Raw genomic sequence first — 19067 nt, 5'->3', positions numbered from 1 at the left:
TTCCGGCCCCCGGGGGTTGCAGACCGGGGCGGCAGTCACCCGGACGTGGCAGGCTCCGGTTGCGGCAGGTTGCCGCGCGCCTCGGGCACCTTGCGCTCCAACTGCCGTACCTCCGGCACCAGCAGCACCGCCGCGGCCAGGCCCAGGCACGTCAACGCGCAGGCCCACAGCGCGCCGGAGCGGCCCAGCACGTCCGCCGCCGGACCGGCCAGCGCGGTGCCCGCCGGCATCAGCGCGAAGGAGCCGAAGGCGTCGTACGCGGAGATCCGCGACAGCAGCTCCTCGGGGATCTCCTGACGGAGCGCCACCAGCCAGCCCACCACGAACACCGTGACGCCGACGCCGGACAGGAACATCGCCACCACGACGGGGACCAGCGGCAGGTCGAGCGCCAGCGCCAGCGCGGGCAGGCCGAACAGGAACACGCCGCCGTTGCCGACCAGCAGGATCCGGCGCGGCTGCCAACGGGCCATCAGCACCGCGCTCACCACCATGCCGACGCTGAGCGCGGCCATCGCGGTGCCCCACGCCCCGGCTCCGCCCATCCGGTCCTCGGCGATCACCGGCCCGTAAACCGTCTCGACGGCCAGCACACAGGCGTTCATCAGGGAGAACTGCACGACGATCGCCCACAGCCAGCGGCGCGAGACGAACTCCCGCCAGCCGACCCGCAGTTCGTGCACCAGGCTGGGCCCGGCCGCGCGCTGCCCGCCGACCTGCGTCAGGCCGGTGCGCATCAGCGCGGCCACCGCGAAACAGGCCGCGTCGCCCGCCAGCACCCAGCCGGGGTCGGTCGCCGCGGCGAGCAGGCCGCCGAGCGCGGCGCCGGCGATCTGCGCGCCGTTCGTGCCCATCTTGAACACCGAGAGCGCCTTCGACGCGTGCTCGGCCGACACCGCCTGGAGGATCACGCCCTCCGCGGCCGGGGTGTAGAACGCCTGCCCGGCGCCGCCCGCCGCGGCCAGCGCCAGCAGCGCCCACAGCGGCGGATGCCCGATCAGCACCAGCGCGGCCAGCGCCGCCTGCGACACCGCGTTGAAGGCGTTGGCGCCCACCATCACCACGTGCCGCGGCCAGCGGTCGGCCACTGCCCCGCCGATCAGCATCAGCACCACCAGCGGCACCGTCCGCGCCGCCGTCACGTAGCCCACCTCGGCGGTGCCCCAGCCCGCGCCCAGCACGGCGAACGCGGTGGCGATCGGCGCGGCGGCGTTGCCCAGGCCGCTCACCACCGTGGCGGCGGTCTGAATCCGGTAGTTGCGGCCGGCCCAGGCCGGGTAGGTGATTCGCACCGCCCGACGATGGCCCGCAGGCGACCGCCCTGTCCACCGAATTTCAGGGCGCCCAGTCCTCCGCGAGCAGCCCCAGTACCACCTCGTCGACGAACCGGCCGGACACCCGGGCGGCCCCGCGCATCGTCCCCTCGACGCGGAACCCGGCCCGTTCGGCGGCGCCGATCATCGCCGTGTTGTCCGCCGGCGTGTCCACCTGCAGGCGGTGCAGGCCGCGCACCTCGAAGCCGTACCGGCACAGGACCCGCACCACGTCCGTCCCGAGGCCGCGCCCGCGCACAGCGGGCCGCAGGGACATCCCCAGGTGGGCGGAGCGGTGATGGGTGTTGACGCCCCACAGCACCGCGGCGCCGGCGAGTTCGCCGCTCGCGCGCTCCACCGCCGAGAACACCGCCGGCTCCTCGGCCCCCGTCGTCCGGAACGGCGAGGCCTCGACGGGCAGCGGCCGCCAGGGCCGCCCGTCGGTGCGGGTGCGCATCGCGACGTCCTCGTACAACTCCGCGTGCAGCACCGCGACATCGCTCTCCTGCCGAGCCCGCAGCAGGACCTTCTCCCCGATCGGCATCCGCCAGGACTACCACCCGCCGCCCGGCCCGGACCAGGGGTTTTCCGTCAACCCAGGTGCGCCCAGAGGAAGGTGAGGGTGCGGCGCCAGGCGATGGCGGCCTGCAGCGGGTCGTAGCTGCTGGGGGTCTTCTCGTCGTTCATGAAGGCGTGGTCGGCCGGGTAGAAGTGGATCTCGGGGCGGCGGCCGGTGGCCTCGCCGATCCGGATCGCGGCCTCGTCGACCACGGCGGCGGGCAGCGAGGCGTCCTGCTCGCCGAAGTGGCCGAGGACGTGCGCGGTCAGGCCGCGGTAGTCGTAGTCGGGGTCGCCGGGCAGGCCGTAGAACGGGACGACGGCGGCGACCCGGTCGCCCTCGCGGGCGGCGAGCTGCAGGGCGAGGCCGCCGCCCATGCAGAAGCCGGTCACGCCGATCGCGTCGCCGACCGCCCCGGGGTGCGCCAGCAGGTGCGAGACGGCCGCGGCGAGCTCCTCCGCGGCGCGTTCGGGCGGCAGTTCGCGCTTCATCCGGGCGGCCGCGTCCCGGTCGTGGGTGACGGTGCCGCCGTACAGGTCGGGCGCGAGGGCGAGGAAGCCCTCGGCGGCGAGCCGGTCGGTGAGTTCCGCGATGTGCCGGGTCAGGCCCCACCACTCCTGGATCACCAGGACTCCGGGGCCGACCCCGGCGGGCGGCACCGCCAGGTAGCCGTGCACGGTCCGGCCGGAGGGGCCGGCGAAGCTGACGTTCTGGCGGGCAGCGTCCATGGCCTCTCCGTCGGGGTGGCCGCGCGCGGCGGCGGGCAGGAAGGTTCGTCTGGCACTCTAGGCCCGGATCCACCTCCCGCACCGCCACAGTGACGGTGTGTCAGCGAGAGTTCAGCCCATCTCTTCCAGCGCTTTGCCCTTGGTCTCCTTGATGCAGAAGGCCACGAACGGGATCGACAGCAGGGCGAAGCAGGCGTAGATGACGTACGTCGCGGACAGGTTCCAGTCCGCCAGGTTCGGGAAGCTGACGGTGATCGCCCAGTTGGCGATCCACTGCGCCGACGCGGCGACCGACAGGGCCAGTGCCCGGATCGTGTTCGGGAACATCTCGCCGAGCAGCACCCACACCACCACGCCCCAGGAGAACGCGAAGCAGAACACGAAGACGTGCGCGGCGACCAGTGCGACGGTGGCGTGCGTGTTGTCCAGGGTGGCGGTGTTGCCGGTGCCGTGCCGGAAGGAGAACGCCCAGGCGGCCAGCGCGAGCGCGATCGCCATGCCGACCGACCCGGCCAGCGCCAGCGGCTTGCGGCCGATCCGGTCGACCAGCGCCATCGCGACCACCGTGCCGATGACGTTGACGATCGAGGTGGACAGCGAGATCAGCAGCGAGTTGGACTCGTTGATGCCGACCGACTGCCACAGGAACGACGAGTAGTAGAAGATCACGTTGATGCCGACGAACTGCTGGAACACCGAGGCGCCGATGCCGACCCAGACGATCGGCAGCAGCCCGAACCGCCCGCCGAGCAGGTCCGTCAGCCGCGGCTTGCGCCGGGTGTCCAGCACCCGGCGGATCTCCGCCACCCGGCTGTCCAGGTCGACGGCCGGGCCCTCCACCTCGACCAGCACCTTGCGGGCCTGCTCCTCGCGCCCGTCGGCGATCAGGTAGCGCGGCGACTCGGGGATGGCCATCGCCATCAGCCCGTAGACCAGGGCGGGCACCGCCTCCACGCCGAGCATCCACTGCCAGGCCTGGATGCCCGCCAGGTGGTTGGTGGACTCGCCGCCCGCGGCCTGGTTGAGCGCCCAGTTGGCGAGCTGCGAGACGGTGATGCCGAGCACGATCGCCATCTGCTGGAACGAGGCGAGGCGGCCCCGGTAGGCGGTCGGCGCGACCTCGGCGATGTAGGTGGGGGCGATCACCGAGGCGATGCCGATCGCGATGCCGCCGAGCACGCGCCACACCCCCAGCACCTCGATGCTGGGCGGGAACATCGACCCGATGCCGCTGATCGCGAACAGCGTCGCGGCCAGCAGCATGGTCCGCACCCGGCCCAGGTGGTCGGCCAGCCAGCCGGCCATCACCGCGCCGGCCGCCGAGCCCAGCAGGGCGATGGCCACCACGAACGCGGTCTCGCCGTTGCCGACGCCGAAGTGCTTCTGGATGCCGGTGACCGCGCCGTTGATCACCGCACTGTCGTAGCCGAACAGGAAGCCGCCCATCGCGGCGGCGGCGGAGATGAACACCACATGGCCGAGGTGCTCGTCCCGGACGGCGGAGTGGGTAGCCAGTGCTCTCTCCCTACGTGATGATCCGTCCGGTCACGGGCGGATTTATCCGGAGGTAATTCGACCAGCGGCTACCCCGCGGCGCGGCTTCGACACGCCCGGAACCGATGAGCTGTCAGTCCGATGAACCGCCGAGGGCGGGGCGACGGGTGCGTCGCCGCAGCAGCTGCGCCCGGGCCGCCGCGTCCTGCGGGTTCCCGGTCGCCGCGTACCGCTCGGCCAGCCGCTCCGCGATCTCCAGCTGCACCTCCACCGGCTTCTTGTCGTCGTACTTGAACTTCGCCCGCACCCGGCGCACCGTCAGCCGCAGCCCGCGCAGGCCGGTCAGCTGCGGCCCGTACGGCGCCGCCCCGACCACCACCCGGTCCTCGGGCCACTCGGGCTGGAAGTGCGCCAGCTGCCGGTTGAGGATCTCCGCCTTGCCGGCCGGGTCCTCCACCAGCTCGGCGGTGCAGGAGAACTGCACCGAGGCGTAGTAGCTGGTCGGCGTGTACGGCGCGCCGCGCCAGCGGCCCGGCGCGAACGCGTAGTCGTCGGTGACCGCCAACGTCACGTGCGGGTCGGCCCGCACCGCCGCCAGCAGCGGATTGGGGGCGGCCAGGTGCAGCAGGATCTCGCCCGCCGCGACGTCCAGCAGGAAGTGCGTGGGCACCAGGACCGGGCCCTCGGGCCCGTTGGCGGCCAGCGTGCCGAAGTCCCGTCCGGCCGCCAGCCACTCCTGCCACTCCTGCTCGGTGCCGTGGTCCCAGCCGCGGATCAGCACGTCGGGCCGGCCAGGTACCCGGGCAGCGGGAGGTCCGAGTGCGGCGAGGCCTGCGGCGTGCCGTAGACCGGGGCGACGGGGACCACGCCCGCCCAGTACGGCAGGTCGAGGTCCGCCTCGTCGTCGACCACGTCGCCCGTGCGGGACTTCGCCGACACCTGGTCCAGCTCCAGCCGGATCACCGCCGTCGCCGCCAGCTCCTTCGCACTGCCCGGCCGGCAGTCCGCGGCCCGCCCCGGCGCCACCTGCTCGACGATCGCGTCCAGCGCGATCCGCAGCTCCTCGGGGTCGGTGACCTGGTGGGCGGTGCCGTGCGCCACCACCGAGCGGTAGTTGACGGAGTGGTTGAACGCCGACTTCGCCAGCACCAGGCCGTCCAGGTGCGTCACCGTCACGCACACCGCCAGGCCCTGCTCGTCGCGCGCCCCGCGCAGCGGGCGGCTGCCGGTCGAGCCGTGGATGTACAGCCGCTCGCCGACCCGCGCGTACAGCGTGGGCAGCACCACCGGCGCGCCGTCCCGGACGAAGCCCAGGTGGCACAGGTACCCGGCGTCCAGGATCGCGTGCACCGCGTCCCGGTCCCAGGCGGCCCGCTCCTTGTCCCGGGTGGGGGTGGTGAGATCGTTCCGGGCGTACGTGTCCCTCGGCGTGTCCGACATGACAACCCCCAATGTACTAGTGCATAATTCCCTTTGTGCTAGGAGAGTATCGGATCACGGGTCGGCGAGCCAGCGAGATCGCCGCCGACATCGAACGCGCCGTCGCCGACGGGAGGTTGGAACCCGGAGCCGCCCTGCCGCCGATGCGCGACCTGGCCGCCGAACTCGGCGTCAACCCCAACACCGCCGCCGCCGCCTACCGCCTGCTGCGCGAACGCGGCGTCATCGAGACCGCCGGCCGCCGCGGCAGCCGGATCCGGCCCCGCCCCGCCACCACGCCCCGCGACGAAGCCCGGCTGCCCGTCCCGCCCGGCGCCCGCGACCTGTCGGCCGGCAACCCCGACCCCGCCCTGCTGCCCCCGCTCGGCCCCGCCCTGGCCGCTGCCGCGGCCGGCCCCGCCGTCCTGTACGGCGACCCCGTCGCCGAACCCGAACTCCTCGACGGCTTCCGCGCCGAATTCCGCGCCGACGGCGCCCCCGACGGCGAACTCGCCGTCTGCTCCGGCGCCCTGGACACCATCGGCCGCGTCCTCGCCGCCACCCTGCGCACCGGCGACACCGTCGCCGTCGAAGACCCCGGCTGGGGCAGCGTCCTCGACCTGCTGCCCGCCCTCGGCCTGCGCACCGCCCCCGTCCCGGTCGACGACGAAGGCCCGCTCCCGCACGCCGTCGCCGCCGCCCTCGACGCCGGCGCCCGCGCCCTGATCGTCACCAGCCGCGCCCAGAACCCCACCGGCGCCGCCCTCACCCCCGCCCGCGCCGCCGCACTGCGCACCGTCCTCGCCGCCCGCCCCGGCACCGTCCTGATCGAGGACGACCACGGCCACGGCATGGTCGACCAGCCCTTCCAGTCGCTCGCCGCCGACGGCCGCGGCGGCACCACCGTCACCCACTGGGCGCTGGTGCGCTCCGCCGCCAAGGCCCTCGGCCCCGATCTGCGGGTCGCCGTCGTCACCGGCGACGCGGATACCGTCGCCCGGGTCCTCGGCCGCCAACGCCTGGACGCCGGCTGGGTCAGCCACCTGCTGCAACGCGCCGTCGTCGAGCTGCGTCGCACCGACGCCGCCCCCGCCGCCCCGATCGCCGCCGCCTACCGGGCCCGCCGCGACGCGCTGCTCACCGCGCTCGCCGCGCAGGGCGTCCGGGCCCACGGCGAGAGCGGCGTCAACGTCTGGGTGCCCGTGCCCGACGAGACCGCCGTCGCCGCCGCCCTGCTGCACCGCGGCTGGGTGGTCGCCCCCGGCTCCCGCTTCCGCCTCGCCTCCCCGCCCGCCATCCGGATCGGCATCGCCCCCCTCGACCCCGCCGAAGCCCCCGCCCTGGCCGCCGCCATCGCCGCCGCCCTGCGCGGCCCGGGCCACGGATCGCGGGTGACCTGAGATGCGGGTCGAGCTCCTCCGGAGGCTGCGCGCCGGGCTCGCCGAGGTGGTGACCCCGTACGGCCCGGCCGTCGCCCGCTGGTGCGGAGACCCGGCCGATCTGCCCGGGCCGTACGTCGTGGAGTGGACGATCGACGAGGAGCACGCCGCCGTCCGCCCGGCCGCCGGACCCGGGCCGGAGGTCCGCGTCGACGGTGAACTGGTGGTGCTGGTGGGCGAGTTCGACGGCGAGGCGGCGCTGCGGATCGGCGACAGCCTGGTCCTGCTGGACCTGCCCGGCCGGCTGCCCGGCCCGTTGGAGGTCGCCGTCCCGCGTGAGCACGCCGAGCTGTACCCGTACACCGTGTGACGAAGCCCCCGCCCGGGGGCGGGGGCTCCACCGCGCCGAAAGGTCAGCCCTTGGCCAGCAGGGCCTGGGCGTGTTCGCGGACCTGGTCGCGGGAGAGGTAGGCGTCGGTGTACTCGAAGTCCCGCAGGCGGGCGGGCTGGCGGGCCAGGAAGCCGGTGCGGACGAAGTCGTCGCCGGCGGTGGCGTTCAGCAGCCAGTTCGCGCTGGTGCGGTACTTCGCGGCGTTGGTGCGCATCGCCATCACGTGGTAGCCGCGCGCCACCAACTGGGCGGGCAGGCCGTGCAGTTCCACGCCCATCGGCTTGGACACCGCGTCCTTTCCGCCGAGGTCGACCACCAGGCCCAGGTCCTTGTGGAAGTACGGCTGCAGCGGCTGGTTGCGGACCGCCGCCACCAGGTTGTCGGCGAGCTGCCGGCCCTGCCGCGCCGAGTGCTGCGCGGTCGGCGGGCAGACCGCGCCGTCGCCCTTGGCGAGGTCCGGCACCGCGGCGGCGTCGCCGAGCGCGAACATGCCCTCGAACTGCGGTACCCGCATCTCCGCGGTCACCGCGAGGCGTCCGCGCACCGTCTCCGCGTCCAGCGTGCCGATCAGCGGGGACGCGGCCACGCCCGCCGTCCAGATCAGCGTCCGGCACGGCAGCGTGCGGCCGTCGGTGAACTTCACCGTCTCCGCGCCGACCTCCGCGACCGACACGCCCAGCGACACGTCCACGCCGCGGCCGCGGAGGATCTCCATCGCGGTCTCGCCGAGCTTGTCGCCCAGCTCCGGCATCAACTTCGGCGCGATGTCGATCAGGTGCCACTTGATCAGGTCCGGGTCCAGTCGCGGGTAGCGCCGGATCGCCGCCGTGGTCAGCCGTTGCAGACAGGCCGCCGTCTCGGTGCCCGCGTAGCCGCCGCCGACCACCACGAACTGCAGCCGTGAGGCCCGCTCCTTCTCGTCCATCGACGCGGAGGCCAGGTCGAGCTGCGCGATCACGTGGTCGCGGATGTACGTCGCCTCGGCGAGGGTCTTCATGCCGCGGGCGTAGTCCGGCAGGCCCGGGATGTCGAAGGTCCGGGTGACGCTGCCCGGTGACAGCACCAGGTAGTCGTACTTCTCCGCCACCACCTCGTCGGTGATCTTGCGGACCACCGCCACCCTGGAGCGCGGGTCGATGCCGATCGCCCCGCCGGGGACTATGTGGGTGCGGCGCAGCGTGCGCCGCAGCGAGATCGCCACCGACTGCGGGGTCAGCACCCCGGCGGCGACGTGCGGCAGCAGCGGCAGGTACAGCTGGTAACTGAACGGCGTGACCAGGGAGATCTCCGCCTCGGAAGGGGCGAGCTTGCGCTCCAGGCGGCGCGCGCACTCCAGCCCGGCGAAGCCGCCGCCGACGATCAGGATCCGAGGTCGTTCCATCGTTCATCCCCTACGTTTGCGGGTCCGTGACTGAGTCCGTGACTGACTTAAGGACGACTGTTGGCCACACTCGCACGGGCCCACGGAGGGTGCATCTCCAGCGGCTCCCGGCCGGAGCCGCCGATGAGGGCCGCTAGGCTGTCGGGATGCTCTCCGAGGTGACGGCCGTCCGCTACGCGACGCCGCTGCGCGAAGGCGGTTCGATGCCCGGCCTGATCGAGGCCGACGACCGCCGTCTGTACGTGTTGAAATGGGTCGGCGCGGCCCAGGGCCGCAAGGCGCTGGTCGCCGAGGTGCTGGCCGGTGAACTCGGCCGCGGGCTCGGCCTGCCGGTGCCCGAACTGGCTCTGGTCGACCTCGACCCGGTGCTCGCCCGCAGCGAGCCCGAGGTGCAGATCCAGGACCAGATGCGGGCCAGCGGCGGCGCCAACCTCGGCATGGCGTTCGTGTCCGGGGCGCTCAACTTCGACCCGCTCTGCTTCGACGTCGACGTCGACACCGCCGCCCGGGTGCTCTGGTTCGACGCGCTGATCGGCAACGTCGACCGGTCCTGGCGCAACCCCAACCTGCTGGTCGCCGCCGGCGGCCTGCGGGTCATCGACCACGGCGCCAGCCTGATCTTCCACCACAGCTGGGCGCGCGCCGAAGCCTGGCGGCGCAAGCCCTACGACGCCTCCGACCACGCCCTGCGGCACGCCGCCGGCCACCTGTCGAAGGTGGACGCCGAACTCGCCGCGCTGGCCGAGGCCGCCCTGCCCGCCGCCGTCGCGGCCGTCCCGGACGTCTGGCTCGCCGACGAGCCCGGCTTCGACGGCCCCGACGCCGTCCGCGCCGCCTACACCGCGCAGCTCACCGCCCGCCTCGCCGGGCCCCGCGACTGGCTCCCGGAGGTGGCCGGCTGATGGACCAGCACCCCAAGGACTACGAGTACGCGCTGATCCGCGCCGTCCCCCGGGTCGAGCGCGGCGAGTGCGTCAACATCGGCGTGCTGCTGTACTGCCGCGACTCCGGCTACCTCGGCGCCCGCACCCACCTCGACCAGGGCCGGCTGCTCGCCCTCGACGCGGTCGCCGACGTGGCCGGCGTGCGGCGCGCCCTGCGCGGCATCGCAGCGGTCTGCGCGGGCGGCGAGGCCGCCGGACCGGCCGCCGCGGACAACCCCGGGCAGCGCTTCCGCTGGCTCACCGCCCCGCGCAGCGCCGTCGTCCAGCCCGGCCCCGTGCACACCGGCCTGACCGCCGACCCGGAGGCGGAACTCCACCACCTGTTCGACCGTCTGGTGCTGTAACGCCCGCCGTTCCTGGACATTTTGATTACTTGCCTCACTCAATACTGGAGGCACTGAAACGATGGGCGTACCCTGACCGCCATGGGCAGCACCACAGGCACCGGCACCACCCCCTCCACCACCGAGCTGATGGAGCAGGTCGCGGCCGTCGGCACGGCCTACTTCCAGGACTTCGCCGCCGCCGCGGCCCGCCACGGACTCAACTCCTCGCAGGCCAAAGCACTCAAGGCCGTCCTCGAACCCGTTCCGATGCGCGCCCTCGCCGGACGCCTCGGCTGCGACGCCTCCAACGTCACCGGCATCGTCGACCGCCTCGAAGCACTCGGCTACGCCCACCGCGAAGCCGCCGCCGCCGACCGCCGCGTCAAGATCGTCACCATCACCGACGACGGCCGCACCGTCCTCGACCGGATCCGTGACGACATGACCCGTGCCCGCCAGGCCTTCGACAGCCTCGACGCCGAGCAACGCGCCGCACTGTCCCGGCTCTGCCAACAGGTCCTGCCGCTGCTCCGCCCCTGACCGGCCGTCGCCCCTCGGGTGCCCGCTGTCGGTCCCATGCCCTACGCTCGCCGGATGCACCAGGCGAACGGATGGACCTCGACCGGACTGCGCTGGCTGGACGGCGCACCCCGCCTCACCGCCACCGACGGCCGCACCCGCCACGACCGGCCGCTCACCGACGGACTCCCCGTCGCCTGGCGGATCGCCGGCCCGCGCCGCTGCACCGGCGCCTCCACCGCCCGTGGCCACCGCCCCTGCCCGCACCACGCCGCCATCGAACCCGACGGCACCACCACCCAGTGCCCCACCTGCCAGAGCGCCGACCGCGGCCTGCAACTCGCCCGCGACCGGATCCTCGACGACGGCCGCAGCTACCGCCTCTACCTCGCCTGGTTCGGCCCCGGCCTGCTCAAGGTCGGCCTCACCGCCGAAGAACGCGGCACCGTCCGCCTGCTCGAACAGGCCGCCCTCACCTGGACGTTCGTCGCCCACGGCCCGCTGCCCGCCGTCCGCCGCGCCGAACTCGCCCTCGCCCACGCCAAACTGGCCCGCGAACGGATCCCCGCCGCCACCAAGTACCCCGCCTGGTGGACGCTCCCCACCGCCGCCGACCGGCACGCCGAACTCACCGCCGGCCGCACCCGCGCCCTGCACCTGCTCGCCCGGCAACCGCCCGCGGGGCACCCGCTCACCCTGCTGCCCGACCACCCCGTCACCGACCAGGTCGAGCTGTACGGCCTCACCGCCGGCGCCCCCGATCAGTACCAGCAGGTCAAGGCCCTCAGCGACGGCGCCCGCCTGACCGGCCGACTGCGCCGACCGATCGGCGGCCACCTCTTCCTCGACCCGCCCGCCGGGCCCCCGCTGCTCCTCGACACCCGCCTGCTCACCGGCTGGACCCTGCACGCCGAACCCGCGGACACCTGCGACGGCCTCACCCTGCTGCCCCGGGCCCGCCCCGCCGCCGAACAGGACACGCTGTTCTGACCGGCCGTCAGGACTTCCGCCGGGCCTCCTGCTTGCCCCGCGCGCCCACCGCCGCCAGCGACATGTCCTGCGCCTGCGACTTCAGGTTCTTGTAGCCGTACCCGCGGTCCGTCAGCCACAGCTCCGCCGCCGTCTCCGCCCGCACCGACGCCGCCACGACGTCCTCCTCCGCCTCGCCGTACTCCAGGAACCGGAAGGTGAAGAACGGGCGCGCCGACAGGTCGTACGTCAGATGGCCCTCGTCGGTGAACTGCGCCTTCAGCACGTCGTGCTCGGCCGCGGCGGCCGTCAGTTCGGCGTGCTGCTCGGGGGTGAGGGCGTCGAAGGCGCCGCGCACCATGATGCGGAACGTACGAGTCGTCATGGCGGGACCCTAACCCGTCCCGCCCGTCCGGATCACCCCATTTTCGCCGACCCTGTCCGGTCGACAGCCACCCGGTCGACAGCCGCTCGTTGGAACGCCGCCCGCAGCGGCTCCGGCAGCGGGCCGTGGTGGGCGACGGTCAGCCGGCGGGTGGCCCGGGTCAGCGCCACGTACAGGTCATGGCCGCCGCGCGGGGACTGCGCCAGGATCGCCGCCGGATCGGCCACCACCACCGCGTCGAACTCGAGTCCCTTGCTCTGCGCGGCAGTCAGCGCCCCCAGGTGCGCCAACTCCGCCAGCCGGTCGTCCGGCACCACCAGCCCCGTGGTGCCCGGCCCGTCCGGCGCCAGCAGCGCGGGCAGTTGCGCCGCGTAGTCCCCGACCATCACCGCCCGCGGCGCCTCGCCCTCGGCCCGCACCGACTCGGGCGCCCGCGCCGCCGGATCGACGGCCGCCAGCAGCGCCGCCGCCACCGCCATGATCGGCGCCGGGGTGCGGTAGTTGACGGTCAGGCGCTCCTCCCGCCAGCGCGTGCCCAGGTAGCGGCCCAGCATCTCCTGCCAGTCGTGCGTGCCCGCCGCCGACGAGGTCTGCGCCAGATCGCCCACCACCGTCAGCGACCGGGTCGGGATCCGCCGCATCACCATCCGCCAGGCCAGCGCCGACACCTCCTGCGCCTCGTCGACCACCACATGCCCGAACGTCCACTCCCGGTCCGCCGCCGCCCGCTCGGCCGTCGACCGGTACGGCCCCTCCTCGGCGTGCCGGTCCGCCAGCGCCGCCGCTTCCAACTCGCCCTCCTGGTCGGTCACTTGGAGCACTCCACGGGCGTACTGCTCGGCATCGGCCCGGGCCCGTCCCCGCTCGGCGGCGGCCCGGCGCTGCTCCGCGCCGTCGCTGCCGAGCAGTTCGGCGGCCTCGTCCAGCAGCGGGACGTCCTCCACCGTCCACGGTGCGCCGGGCGCGCGGTGCAGCGCGGCGCGTTCGGCGGGGGTCAGGGACGGGGCGAGGCGCTCCGGGTCGGCGAGCAGCGACGTGACCAGCCGCTGCGGCGTCAGCAGCGGCCACATCGCGTCCAGGGCGGCCCGCACCTCCGGCTCGGCCCACAGCTCGCCCGGCGCGTACCGGGCCTCCTCCTCGTCCCACGGGCGGCCGATCGCGTCCGCGCGGGCCCGGGCCAGGCCGCGCAGGGCGGTGCGCAGGAACTCGGCGCGGGCCGCGTTGTGCGGCAGCCGCAGGCCCCGGGCGCCGTCCCGGGCGGCGGCCAGCAGCCGGCGGGGGAGCGGCAGGTCGAGCGCGGTGATCAGGCCGTCCCCGGCGGGCAGCCGCTGGTGCAGGCGCACCGCCTCGGCGAGCACCTCGGCCATCTTCGGCGAACCCTTCAGGAAAGCGGTTTCCGGTCGGTCCGCGTCAACCGCGTGCACGCCCGGGAACAGCTCGCCGAGGGTGCGCAGCAGCACCTCGGTCTCGCCGAGCGAGGGCAGCACCTGCTCGATGTAGCGCAGGAACGCCGGGTTGGGGCCGATCACCAGCACGCCGCGCCGCTCCAGCACCTCCCGGTGGGTGTACAGCAGGTACGCGGCCCGGTGCAGCGCGGCCACCGTCTTGCCGGTGCCGGGGCCGCCGTGCACCACCACCGCGCCGTGCAGCCCGGAGCGAATCACCCGGTCCTGCTCGGCCTGGATGGTCGCCACCACCTCGCGCATCCGCCCCGTCCGGGCCCGGCGCAGCTCGGCCAGCAGCGCGGCCTCGCCGACCAGGGTGCGGCGGCCGTCGGCGTCCAGCGCGTCCAGGTCGAACGCCTCGTCGTCCAGGCCGACCACCTGCCGGCCCCGGGTGCGCAGGTGGCGGCGGCGCAGCAGACCGGCCGGGTCGGCGGCGCTCGCGGTGTAGAACGGGCGGGCGGCGGGGGCCCGCCAGTCCAGCAGCACCGGTTCGAACTCCTCGTCCAGCAGGCCGATCCGGCCGAGGTGGTGGACGGCGCCGTCGCGGCCGTCGATCCGGCCGAAGCACAGGCCGCGTTCGACGGCGGTCAGCCGGGCCAGCCGGCGGGTGCGCTCGGCGAGCACCACCTCCTGCTCCAGCCGGGCCTGCCGGGTGCCGCCGGGCCGCGCGCTCTCGGCGCCGGCCTGTTCCAGCGCGGCGCGGGCCTGTTCGCGGGTGGCGTCCAGTCGGGCGTACAGCTCCGTCAACCGGCGCTGCTCGGTGCGGAGTTCGGCTGCCAGGACGACGTCGCTTGCCATCTCTTCGGTCAACGTGATATCCTTGCCCTGAGGAAGTTCTACGGTGGCATGTGAGTCAATGTTCAACCGGCCATGCTACCCCTCCTCGCGGCGGAGGCGCTGCGTTCCCTCCTGACCTCGACTGTTAGGCTTGCGAAGCGTGAGCGCGAAGCCCAAGATCCCCAATGTCCTGGCCTCCCGGTACGCCTCGGCGACCCTGGCCCAGCTGTGGTCCCCCGAGCACAAGGTGGTACTGGAGCGCCACCTGTGGCTGGCCGTCCTGAAGGCCCAGCAGGACCTCGGCATCGAGGTGCCGCCCACCGCGATCGCCGACTACGAGCGCGTCGTCGACCAGGTCGACCTGGCGTCCATCGCCGCCCGCGAGAAGGTCACCCGGCACGACGTGAAGGCCCGCATCGAGGAGTTCTCCGAACTCGCCGGGCACGAGCAGATCCACAAGGGCATGACCTCGCGCGACCTCACCGAGAACGTCGAGCAGCTGCAGATCCGCCAGTCCCTGGAGCACGTCCGCGACCGCACGGTGGCCGTCCTGGTCCGCCTCGGCCGGCTCTCCGCCCAGTACGGCGAGCTCGTCATGGCCGGCCGCTCGCACAACGTCGCCGCCCAGGCCACCACCCTCGGCAAGCGTTTCGCGACCGCCGCCGACGAGGTCCTGGCCGCCTTCGCCCGCCTGGAAGAGCTGATCGCCCGCTACCCGCTGCGCGGCGTCAAGGGCCCGGTCGGCACCTCCCAGGACATGCTCGACCTCCTCGGCGGCGACGCCCAGAAGCTCGCCGAGCTGGAGCGCCGGGTGGCGGGCCACCTCGGCTTCGACAACGTCCTCACCTCGGTCGGCCAGGTCTACCCGCGCTCGCTCGACTACGACGTGGTCTCCACCCTGGTCCAGCTCTCCGCCGGCCCGTCCAGCATCGCCAAGACCATCCGCCTGATGGCCGGCCACGAGCTGGTCACCGAGGGCTTCAAGGCCGGCCAGGTCGGCTCCTCGGCCATGCCGCACAAGATGAACACCCGCTCCTGCGAGCGCGTCAACGGCCTCGCCGTCATCCTGCGCGGCTACGCCTCGATGACCGCCGAGCTCGGCGGCGACCAGTGGAACGAGGGCGACGTCTCCTGCTCCGTGGTCCGCCGGGTCGCGCTGCCGGACGCGTTCTTCGCCTTCGACGGCCTGCTGGAGACCTTCCTCACCGTTCTCGACGAGTTCGGCGCCTTCCCCGCCGTCATCGAGGCCGAGCTCGACCGCTACCTCCCGTTCCTGGCCACCACCAAGGTCCTGATGGCGGCCGTCCGGGCCGGCGTCGGCCGGGAGACCGCGCACGAGGTCATCAAGGAGCACGCCGTGGCCGCCGCGCTGGCCATGCGCGAGGGCGCCCGCGAGAACACCCTGGTCCCGGCGCTCGCCGCCGACACCCGGATCCCGCTCGATCGCGCAGCGATCGACGCCCTGCTCGCCGACCGCCTCTCCTTCACCGGCGCCGCCGCCGCCCAGGTCGGCGAGATCGTCCGCCGCATCGAGGCCGTCGCCGCCGCCCACCCCGAGGCCGCCAAGTACGTCCCGGGCGACATCCTCTGACGCTGACGCCCCGTCGCCGTCGCGAAGCCCCGGAGGGCTCCTGCACCCGCAGGAGCCCTCCGGGGCTTCGCGCATGCACCGGCCGGAACGGCCGCACCGCTGAGCCGGCCCGCGCACGCCGGACGTGAGCCGGGCGTGAGCGGGGGCTGCGAGCGTGGTGCCCACCGGCGCCGGTCGGCGCAGGCAGGCAGAGAAGAGGAGTTCATGAGGGCACGAACGGCGAAGACCGGAGCGGCTGCGCTGCTGCTCGCCGGCGGCATCACGCTGGCGACGGCCTCGCCCAGCGCCGCCTACACGGGACGGGCGACGCACTACCCCGTGGGTCTCGGCGCCTGCGGCCAGGCATCCGTACCGGGCGACCTGGTGGTGGCACTGAGCCCCGCCGAGTTCGGCAACGGATACTCGGCGCCGCACTGCTTCCAGTCGGTCTGGATCCAGCACGGGGGGACGTCGATCGTCGCGACCGTCCTCGACCGCGCGCCCGCCGGCATGCCGCTCCACGACCTCGATCTGTCGCTCGGGGCTTTCGTGGCGCTCGGCGGTGACCCCAAGGGCGGCCCCATCGACGTCAGCTGGGGGTACGTCGAGACCTCACCGGGCTCGACGACGACGCCTCCGGGGCCGGGACCCATCGGCACGACCATGCCGGCCCCCACCGGAACCACGAAGGCGCCCACGCCCACCGGGACACCGGTCACCCAGCGGCCCGCGCCCACCGGGGTGCCGATCACTCCTGCCGAGCCGGTCCACCCCGCGCCGACGACGACGGCGCCACCGCAGCCGACGGGGGCGCCGACCCCCGGACCGACCGGGCCCCACACGATGCCGGTTCCCACCGTGACCGTCGTCCTGAAGTAACGGCTCCGGGCGACACGCCGTCAGGCCTCCTCGTGGTTCGGATGGATCGGCGGGGAGGTCGGCGCGCAGTACCAGTCGCAGTCCGGTTCGGCGACGGGGTGGGGCGGGGCGAGCGAGTCCGCGCGAATGGTCGTGAACGCGATCGCGGCGCCGGCGGCGAGCAGCGCGGCGCAGATCAGCATGGACGTACGGAAAGCGCTGTCCACCTCGGACGGGATCCGGTACGCGTCACCGCTCAGACCGGCCAGCGGCGGGATCGCCGCCACCGCGAACAGCCCCGCGGCGCGGGCGGCGGCATTGTTCACACCGGACGCGATGCCGGCCCGGCGGACGTCGACGGCGGCGAGGACGGTCGCGGTCAACGGCGCCACCAGCAGGGTCATGCCCGCGCCCTGGACGGTCACCGCGGGCAGCACGTCCAGCCAGTAGTTCGCGTCCGGGCCGATCCGCAGCATCAGCAGCACCCCGGCCGCCACCAGCAACGGGCCGACCGTCAGCGGCAGCCGGGGCCCGACCGTGCGGCCGAACTGGCCGGCCCGCCCCGAGAACAGCAGCATCAGCACCGTGATCGGCACCAGCGCCACTCCCGACAGCAGCGGCGTGAACCCGGCGACGATCTGCAACTGCACCGTCAGCAGCAGGAACACCCCGCTGAACGCCGCGTACACGCACAGCGTCACCAGGTTGACCGAGGTGAACAGCCGCGACCGGAACAGTGACAGCGGCAGCATCGGGTTCGGCGACCGGTGCTCGACCAGGATGAACGCGGCCGTCAGCGCCACACCCGCCAGCCCCGCGACGATCGCGCCCGGCGTCAGCCCGGAACCCGCCTCCGTCAACGCGTACGTGAGCCCCGCCAGCGCCAGCGCCGCGAGCAGCGCGCCCAGCACGTCGAAGCGGCCCTGCTCGTCCGGATCACGGGTCTCCGGGACATGACGGACCGTCACCGCCACCACGACCGCCGCCAATGGCAGGTTCAGCAGAAAGATCCACCGCCAGCCCGGACCGTCCACCAGCCAACCCCCGAGGAACGGACCGACCGCCGCCGCGACACCGCCCAGACCCGACCAGGCACCCACCGCGCCCGCCCGGTCGTCCTCGTGGAACACCGCCTGCAGCATCGCCAGCGAACCCGGCGTCAACAACGCGCCACCGATGCCCTGCAGCGCCCGGGCCAGAATCAGCACGTCGACGTTCGGCGCCGCCGCGCAGCCCGCCGACGCCAACGCGAACCAGCACACCCCGATCAGGAACACCCGACGGCGGCCGTACCGGTCACCGAGCGAACCGCCCAGCAGGATCAACGCGGCGAGAGTCAGCATGTAGGCGTTGATCGTCCACTGCAACGAGGCGAGATTCGCCCCCAGGTCCTCCCCGATCCGCGGCAACGCGACGTTCACCACCGTGCCGTCCAGCATCGCCATCCCGGACCCCAGCGCGGTCGCCGCGACGACCCACCGCCCACGCCCCGTCCCCAGCCGAATCCCGCCGACCGCACCCGCAGCATCACTCACGCAACGAATCCTCCGTCAGAACCCACCCCCGCGCCCAGTCCGCCACGCCCCTCCGGACAGTCGGCGGCGGAGGGGTACGGGCGGGCGACCGGGTCAGGGGAGGAGCGAGGCGCGTTGCCAGCGGCGGGTGGTGGAGGGGGTGATGATGCCGAGGTCGGCGAAGAAGTCGAGGGCCTTGCGGGACCAGTCGATGCGGGCCTGGCGCCAGTGGGGGTTGGCGGCGGCGGCGCGGGCGGCCTCGGCGGGGTCGAGGCCGGCGAGGGCGTAGACGCGGGGGTTGACGATCTCCGCGACGGACTGGCGGGCCAGGAGCGCGAGGGCGCGGCGGAAGACGGCGCGGCGGGCGGGGGTCATCCGGGCCCAGCGGCGTTCGAGTTCGGGCTTGGCGTAGCCGATGTGCCGGGCCTCCTCGATGACGTGGATCCGGGCGACCGAGCGGGCCAGCGGCTGCAGGCTCTCGTCCCGGATCATCTCCCGCTGCATCGCGTCCGTGAACTCCTCGACGAATATCGCCCCGGCGAAGGTCATCGTGGTGTCGTTGAGCAGGAAGTGCAGCCGCCCGAGCCGGTCCGCGCGCTTGGTGGGCCGGGCCGACGGGTACCCGGTGGCGGTGATGTAGCGGGCGAACATGGTGGAGTGCCGGCACTCGTCCGCGACCTCGGTCAGCGCGTACTGGGCGTGCCCGGTGGTGAGGTCGTTCGCGTAGACGTGCCGGATCAGGCCCTCCATCAGGACCAGTTCGAACCAGATGCCGGCCGCCGTGGTGGAGGCGAGTTGATGGACGCTCAGCTGCGCGCGCTGCCGTTCGTCGAGGCGTTCCCAGAGCGGAGTGCCGTACAGGGTGACGCGGTGGGCGGGCAGCGCGTAGTGGTCGGGGTCGACGGGGGCGGTCCAGTCGACCTCGGTGAGCGGGTCGTGGGAGTGCTTGGCGGAGGCGCGCAGCAGGCGGGACGCGTTGAGCTCGCGGTCGGCGTTGCGCTGCTGGGCGATCGTCCCGGTGGGGGCGGCGGTGTCGGGCATGGGCGGGCTCCGGAGGGTGGCGGGGGCAGGGGCTCCAGGAGGAGTAAACCAATGA

At 73.9% G+C, this 19067-nt stretch carries 19 protein-coding genes; 8 read left to right on the top strand and 11 right to left on the bottom strand.

Features of this window, described 5'->3' with window-relative positions; all coding sequences use genetic code 11:
• Window positions 1–35: 35 nt before the first annotated feature.
• From ACI1MP_RS03655 to ACI1MP_RS03630, 6 genes are all read right to left on the bottom strand, one after another.
• Window positions 36–1292: an MFS transporter gene (locus ACI1MP_RS03655; RefSeq protein ID WP_100584574.1), complete on the bottom strand. Its 1257-nt coding sequence runs from the start codon at window positions 1290–1292 to the stop codon at window positions 36–38.
• Window positions 1293–1335: 43 nt separating this feature from the next.
• On the bottom strand, window positions 1336–1857 hold the full coding sequence (locus ACI1MP_RS03650; protein WP_380332058.1) for a GNAT family N-acetyltransferase: 522 nt from the start codon (window positions 1855–1857) through the stop codon (window positions 1336–1338).
• 47 nt (window positions 1858–1904) lie between these two features.
• Window positions 1905–2600, bottom strand: a complete 696-nt coding sequence (locus tag ACI1MP_RS03645) for a dienelactone hydrolase family protein (RefSeq protein ID WP_404867696.1) — start codon at window positions 2598–2600, stop codon at window positions 1905–1907.
• Window positions 2601–2711: 111 nt separating this feature from the next.
• A complete protein-coding gene (locus ACI1MP_RS03640; RefSeq protein WP_380332052.1) occupies window positions 2712–4073 on the bottom strand; it encodes a sugar porter family MFS transporter in 1362 nt (453 codons plus the stop codon).
• 154 nt (window positions 4074–4227) lie between these two features.
• Window positions 4228–4875: an FMN-binding negative transcriptional regulator gene (locus ACI1MP_RS03635; RefSeq protein ID WP_404867695.1), complete on the bottom strand. Its 648-nt coding sequence runs from the start codon at window positions 4873–4875 to the stop codon at window positions 4228–4230.
• A complete protein-coding gene (locus tag ACI1MP_RS03630; RefSeq protein WP_380332046.1) occupies window positions 4869–5534 on the bottom strand; it encodes a pyridoxamine 5'-phosphate oxidase family protein in 666 nt (221 codons plus the stop codon). The genes ACI1MP_RS03635 and ACI1MP_RS03630 overlap by 7 nt, the downstream gene beginning before the upstream one ends.
• 35 nt (window positions 5535–5569) lie before the next feature.
• Between ACI1MP_RS03630 and ACI1MP_RS03625 the strand changes: the two genes are divergently transcribed.
• Window positions 5570–6913 carry an aminotransferase class I/II-fold pyridoxal phosphate-dependent enzyme gene (locus ACI1MP_RS03625; protein WP_380332043.1) on the top strand — a complete coding sequence of 448 codons (1344 nt, stop codon included), beginning with the start codon at window positions 5570–5572 and terminating at the stop codon, window positions 6911–6913.
• Between the two features lies 1 nt (window position 6914).
• Window positions 6915–7262 carry a hypothetical protein gene (locus tag ACI1MP_RS03620; protein ID WP_404867694.1) on the top strand — a complete coding sequence of 116 codons (348 nt, stop codon included), beginning with the start codon at window positions 6915–6917 and terminating at the stop codon, window positions 7260–7262.
• Between the two features lie 43 nt (window positions 7263–7305).
• On the opposite strand, the gene ACI1MP_RS03615 is transcribed toward ACI1MP_RS03620, so the two are convergent.
• A complete protein-coding gene (locus tag ACI1MP_RS03615; protein WP_100584566.1) occupies window positions 7306–8664 on the bottom strand; it encodes an NAD(P)/FAD-dependent oxidoreductase in 1359 nt (452 codons plus the stop codon).
• Window positions 8665–8810: 146 nt separating this feature from the next.
• On the opposite strand from ACI1MP_RS03615, the gene ACI1MP_RS03610 reads away from it, so the two are divergent.
• From ACI1MP_RS03610 to ACI1MP_RS03595, 4 genes are all read left to right on the top strand, one after another.
• Window positions 8811–9566 (top strand): HipA family kinase, encoded by a 756-nt coding sequence (locus ACI1MP_RS03610; RefSeq protein ID WP_100584565.1) that lies wholly within the window; start codon window positions 8811–8813, stop codon window positions 9564–9566.
• Complete coding sequence (locus ACI1MP_RS03605) at window positions 9563–9952, top strand: DUF3037 domain-containing protein (protein ID WP_198520366.1); 390 nt, start codon at window positions 9563–9565, stop codon at window positions 9950–9952. Before ACI1MP_RS03610 ends, ACI1MP_RS03605 begins: the two co-directional genes overlap by 4 nt.
• A gap of 81 nt (window positions 9953–10033) precedes the next feature.
• Entirely contained in the window at window positions 10034–10474 is a 441-nt protein-coding gene (locus ACI1MP_RS03600; RefSeq protein WP_043911675.1) for a MarR family winged helix-turn-helix transcriptional regulator, read from the top strand.
• Between the two features lie 54 nt (window positions 10475–10528).
• Window positions 10529–11443: a DUF2797 domain-containing protein gene (locus tag ACI1MP_RS03595; protein WP_404867693.1), complete on the top strand. Its 915-nt coding sequence runs from the start codon at window positions 10529–10531 to the stop codon at window positions 11441–11443.
• A 7-nt stretch (window positions 11444–11450) separates the two neighbouring features.
• Here ACI1MP_RS03595 and ACI1MP_RS03590 read toward each other — a convergent pair whose 3' ends face one another.
• Together ACI1MP_RS03590 and ACI1MP_RS03585 are read right to left on the bottom strand one after the other, a co-directional pair.
• Window positions 11451–11807 (bottom strand): DUF6204 family protein, encoded by a 357-nt coding sequence (locus tag ACI1MP_RS03590; RefSeq protein WP_043911676.1) that lies wholly within the window; start codon window positions 11805–11807, stop codon window positions 11451–11453.
• Window positions 11808–11839: 32 nt separating this feature from the next.
• Window positions 11840–14062 carry a HelD family protein gene (locus ACI1MP_RS03585; RefSeq protein WP_404867692.1) on the bottom strand — a complete coding sequence of 741 codons (2223 nt, stop codon included), beginning with the start codon at window positions 14060–14062 and terminating at the stop codon, window positions 11840–11842.
• Between the two features lie 118 nt (window positions 14063–14180).
• On the opposite strand from ACI1MP_RS03585, the gene purB reads away from it, so the two are divergent.
• The gene (purB, locus tag ACI1MP_RS03580) at window positions 14181–15620 is read left to right on the top strand and encodes an adenylosuccinate lyase (protein ID WP_380332029.1); all 1440 of its coding nucleotides are present in this window, start codon (window positions 14181–14183) and stop codon (window positions 15618–15620) included.
• A gap of 204 nt (window positions 15621–15824) precedes the next feature.
• Window positions 15825–16478 (top strand): hypothetical protein, encoded by a 654-nt coding sequence (locus ACI1MP_RS03575; RefSeq protein WP_404867691.1) that lies wholly within the window; start codon window positions 15825–15827, stop codon window positions 16476–16478.
• Between the two features lie 20 nt (window positions 16479–16498).
• On the opposite strand, the gene ACI1MP_RS03570 is transcribed toward ACI1MP_RS03575, so the two are convergent.
• Both ACI1MP_RS03570 and ACI1MP_RS03565 read right to left on the bottom strand, forming a co-directional pair.
• Window positions 16499–17992 carry an MFS transporter gene (locus tag ACI1MP_RS03570; RefSeq protein WP_404867690.1) on the bottom strand — a complete coding sequence of 498 codons (1494 nt, stop codon included), beginning with the start codon at window positions 17990–17992 and terminating at the stop codon, window positions 16499–16501.
• A gap of 93 nt (window positions 17993–18085) precedes the next feature.
• A complete protein-coding gene (locus ACI1MP_RS03565) occupies window positions 18086–19012 on the bottom strand; it encodes a diiron oxygenase (RefSeq protein ID WP_404867689.1) in 927 nt (308 codons plus the stop codon).
• Between the last annotated feature and the right edge of the window lie 55 nt (window positions 19013–19067).

Source organism: Kitasatospora griseola (assembly GCF_044999035.1).
GTDB lineage: Bacteria > Actinomycetota > Actinomycetes > Streptomycetales > Streptomycetaceae > Kitasatospora > Kitasatospora griseola.
Note: the sequence above shows the minus strand (reverse complement) of the source record. Positions and strands in the feature narration are given on the sequence as shown.

Bases quoted from the DNA above. Each gene is read 5' to 3' on its own strand.
- ACI1MP_RS03650 (WP_380332058.1), bottom strand. From the start codon at position 1,857: ATGCCGATCGGGGAGAAGGTCCTGCTGCGGGCTCGGCAGGAGAGCGAT.
- ACI1MP_RS03645 (WP_404867696.1), bottom strand. From the start codon at position 2,600: ATGGACGCTGCCCGCCAGAACGTCAGCTTCGCCGGCCCCTCCGGCCGG.
- ACI1MP_RS03630 (WP_380332046.1), bottom strand. From the start codon at position 5,534: ATGTCGGACACGCCGAGGGACACGTACGCCCGGAACGATCTCACCACC.
- ACI1MP_RS03620 (WP_404867694.1), top strand. From the start codon at position 6,915: ATGCGGGTCGAGCTCCTCCGGAGGCTGCGCGCCGGGCTCGCCGAGGTG.
- ACI1MP_RS03615 (WP_100584566.1), bottom strand. From the start codon at position 8,664: ATGGAACGACCTCGGATCCTGATCGTCGGCGGCGGCTTCGCCGGGCTG.
- ACI1MP_RS03610 (WP_100584565.1), top strand. From the start codon at position 8,811: ATGCTCTCCGAGGTGACGGCCGTCCGCTACGCGACGCCGCTGCGCGAA.
- ACI1MP_RS03600 (WP_043911675.1), top strand. From the start codon at position 10,034: ATGGGCAGCACCACAGGCACCGGCACCACCCCCTCCACCACCGAGCTG.
- ACI1MP_RS03595 (WP_404867693.1), top strand. From the start codon at position 10,529: ATGCACCAGGCGAACGGATGGACCTCGACCGGACTGCGCTGGCTGGAC.
- ACI1MP_RS03590 (WP_043911676.1), bottom strand. From the start codon at position 11,807: ATGACGACTCGTACGTTCCGCATCATGGTGCGCGGCGCCTTCGACGCC.
- ACI1MP_RS03575 (WP_404867691.1), top strand. From the start codon at position 15,825: ATGAGGGCACGAACGGCGAAGACCGGAGCGGCTGCGCTGCTGCTCGCC.
- ACI1MP_RS03565 (WP_404867689.1), bottom strand. From the start codon at position 19,012: ATGCCCGACACCGCCGCCCCCACCGGGACGATCGCCCAGCAGCGCAAC.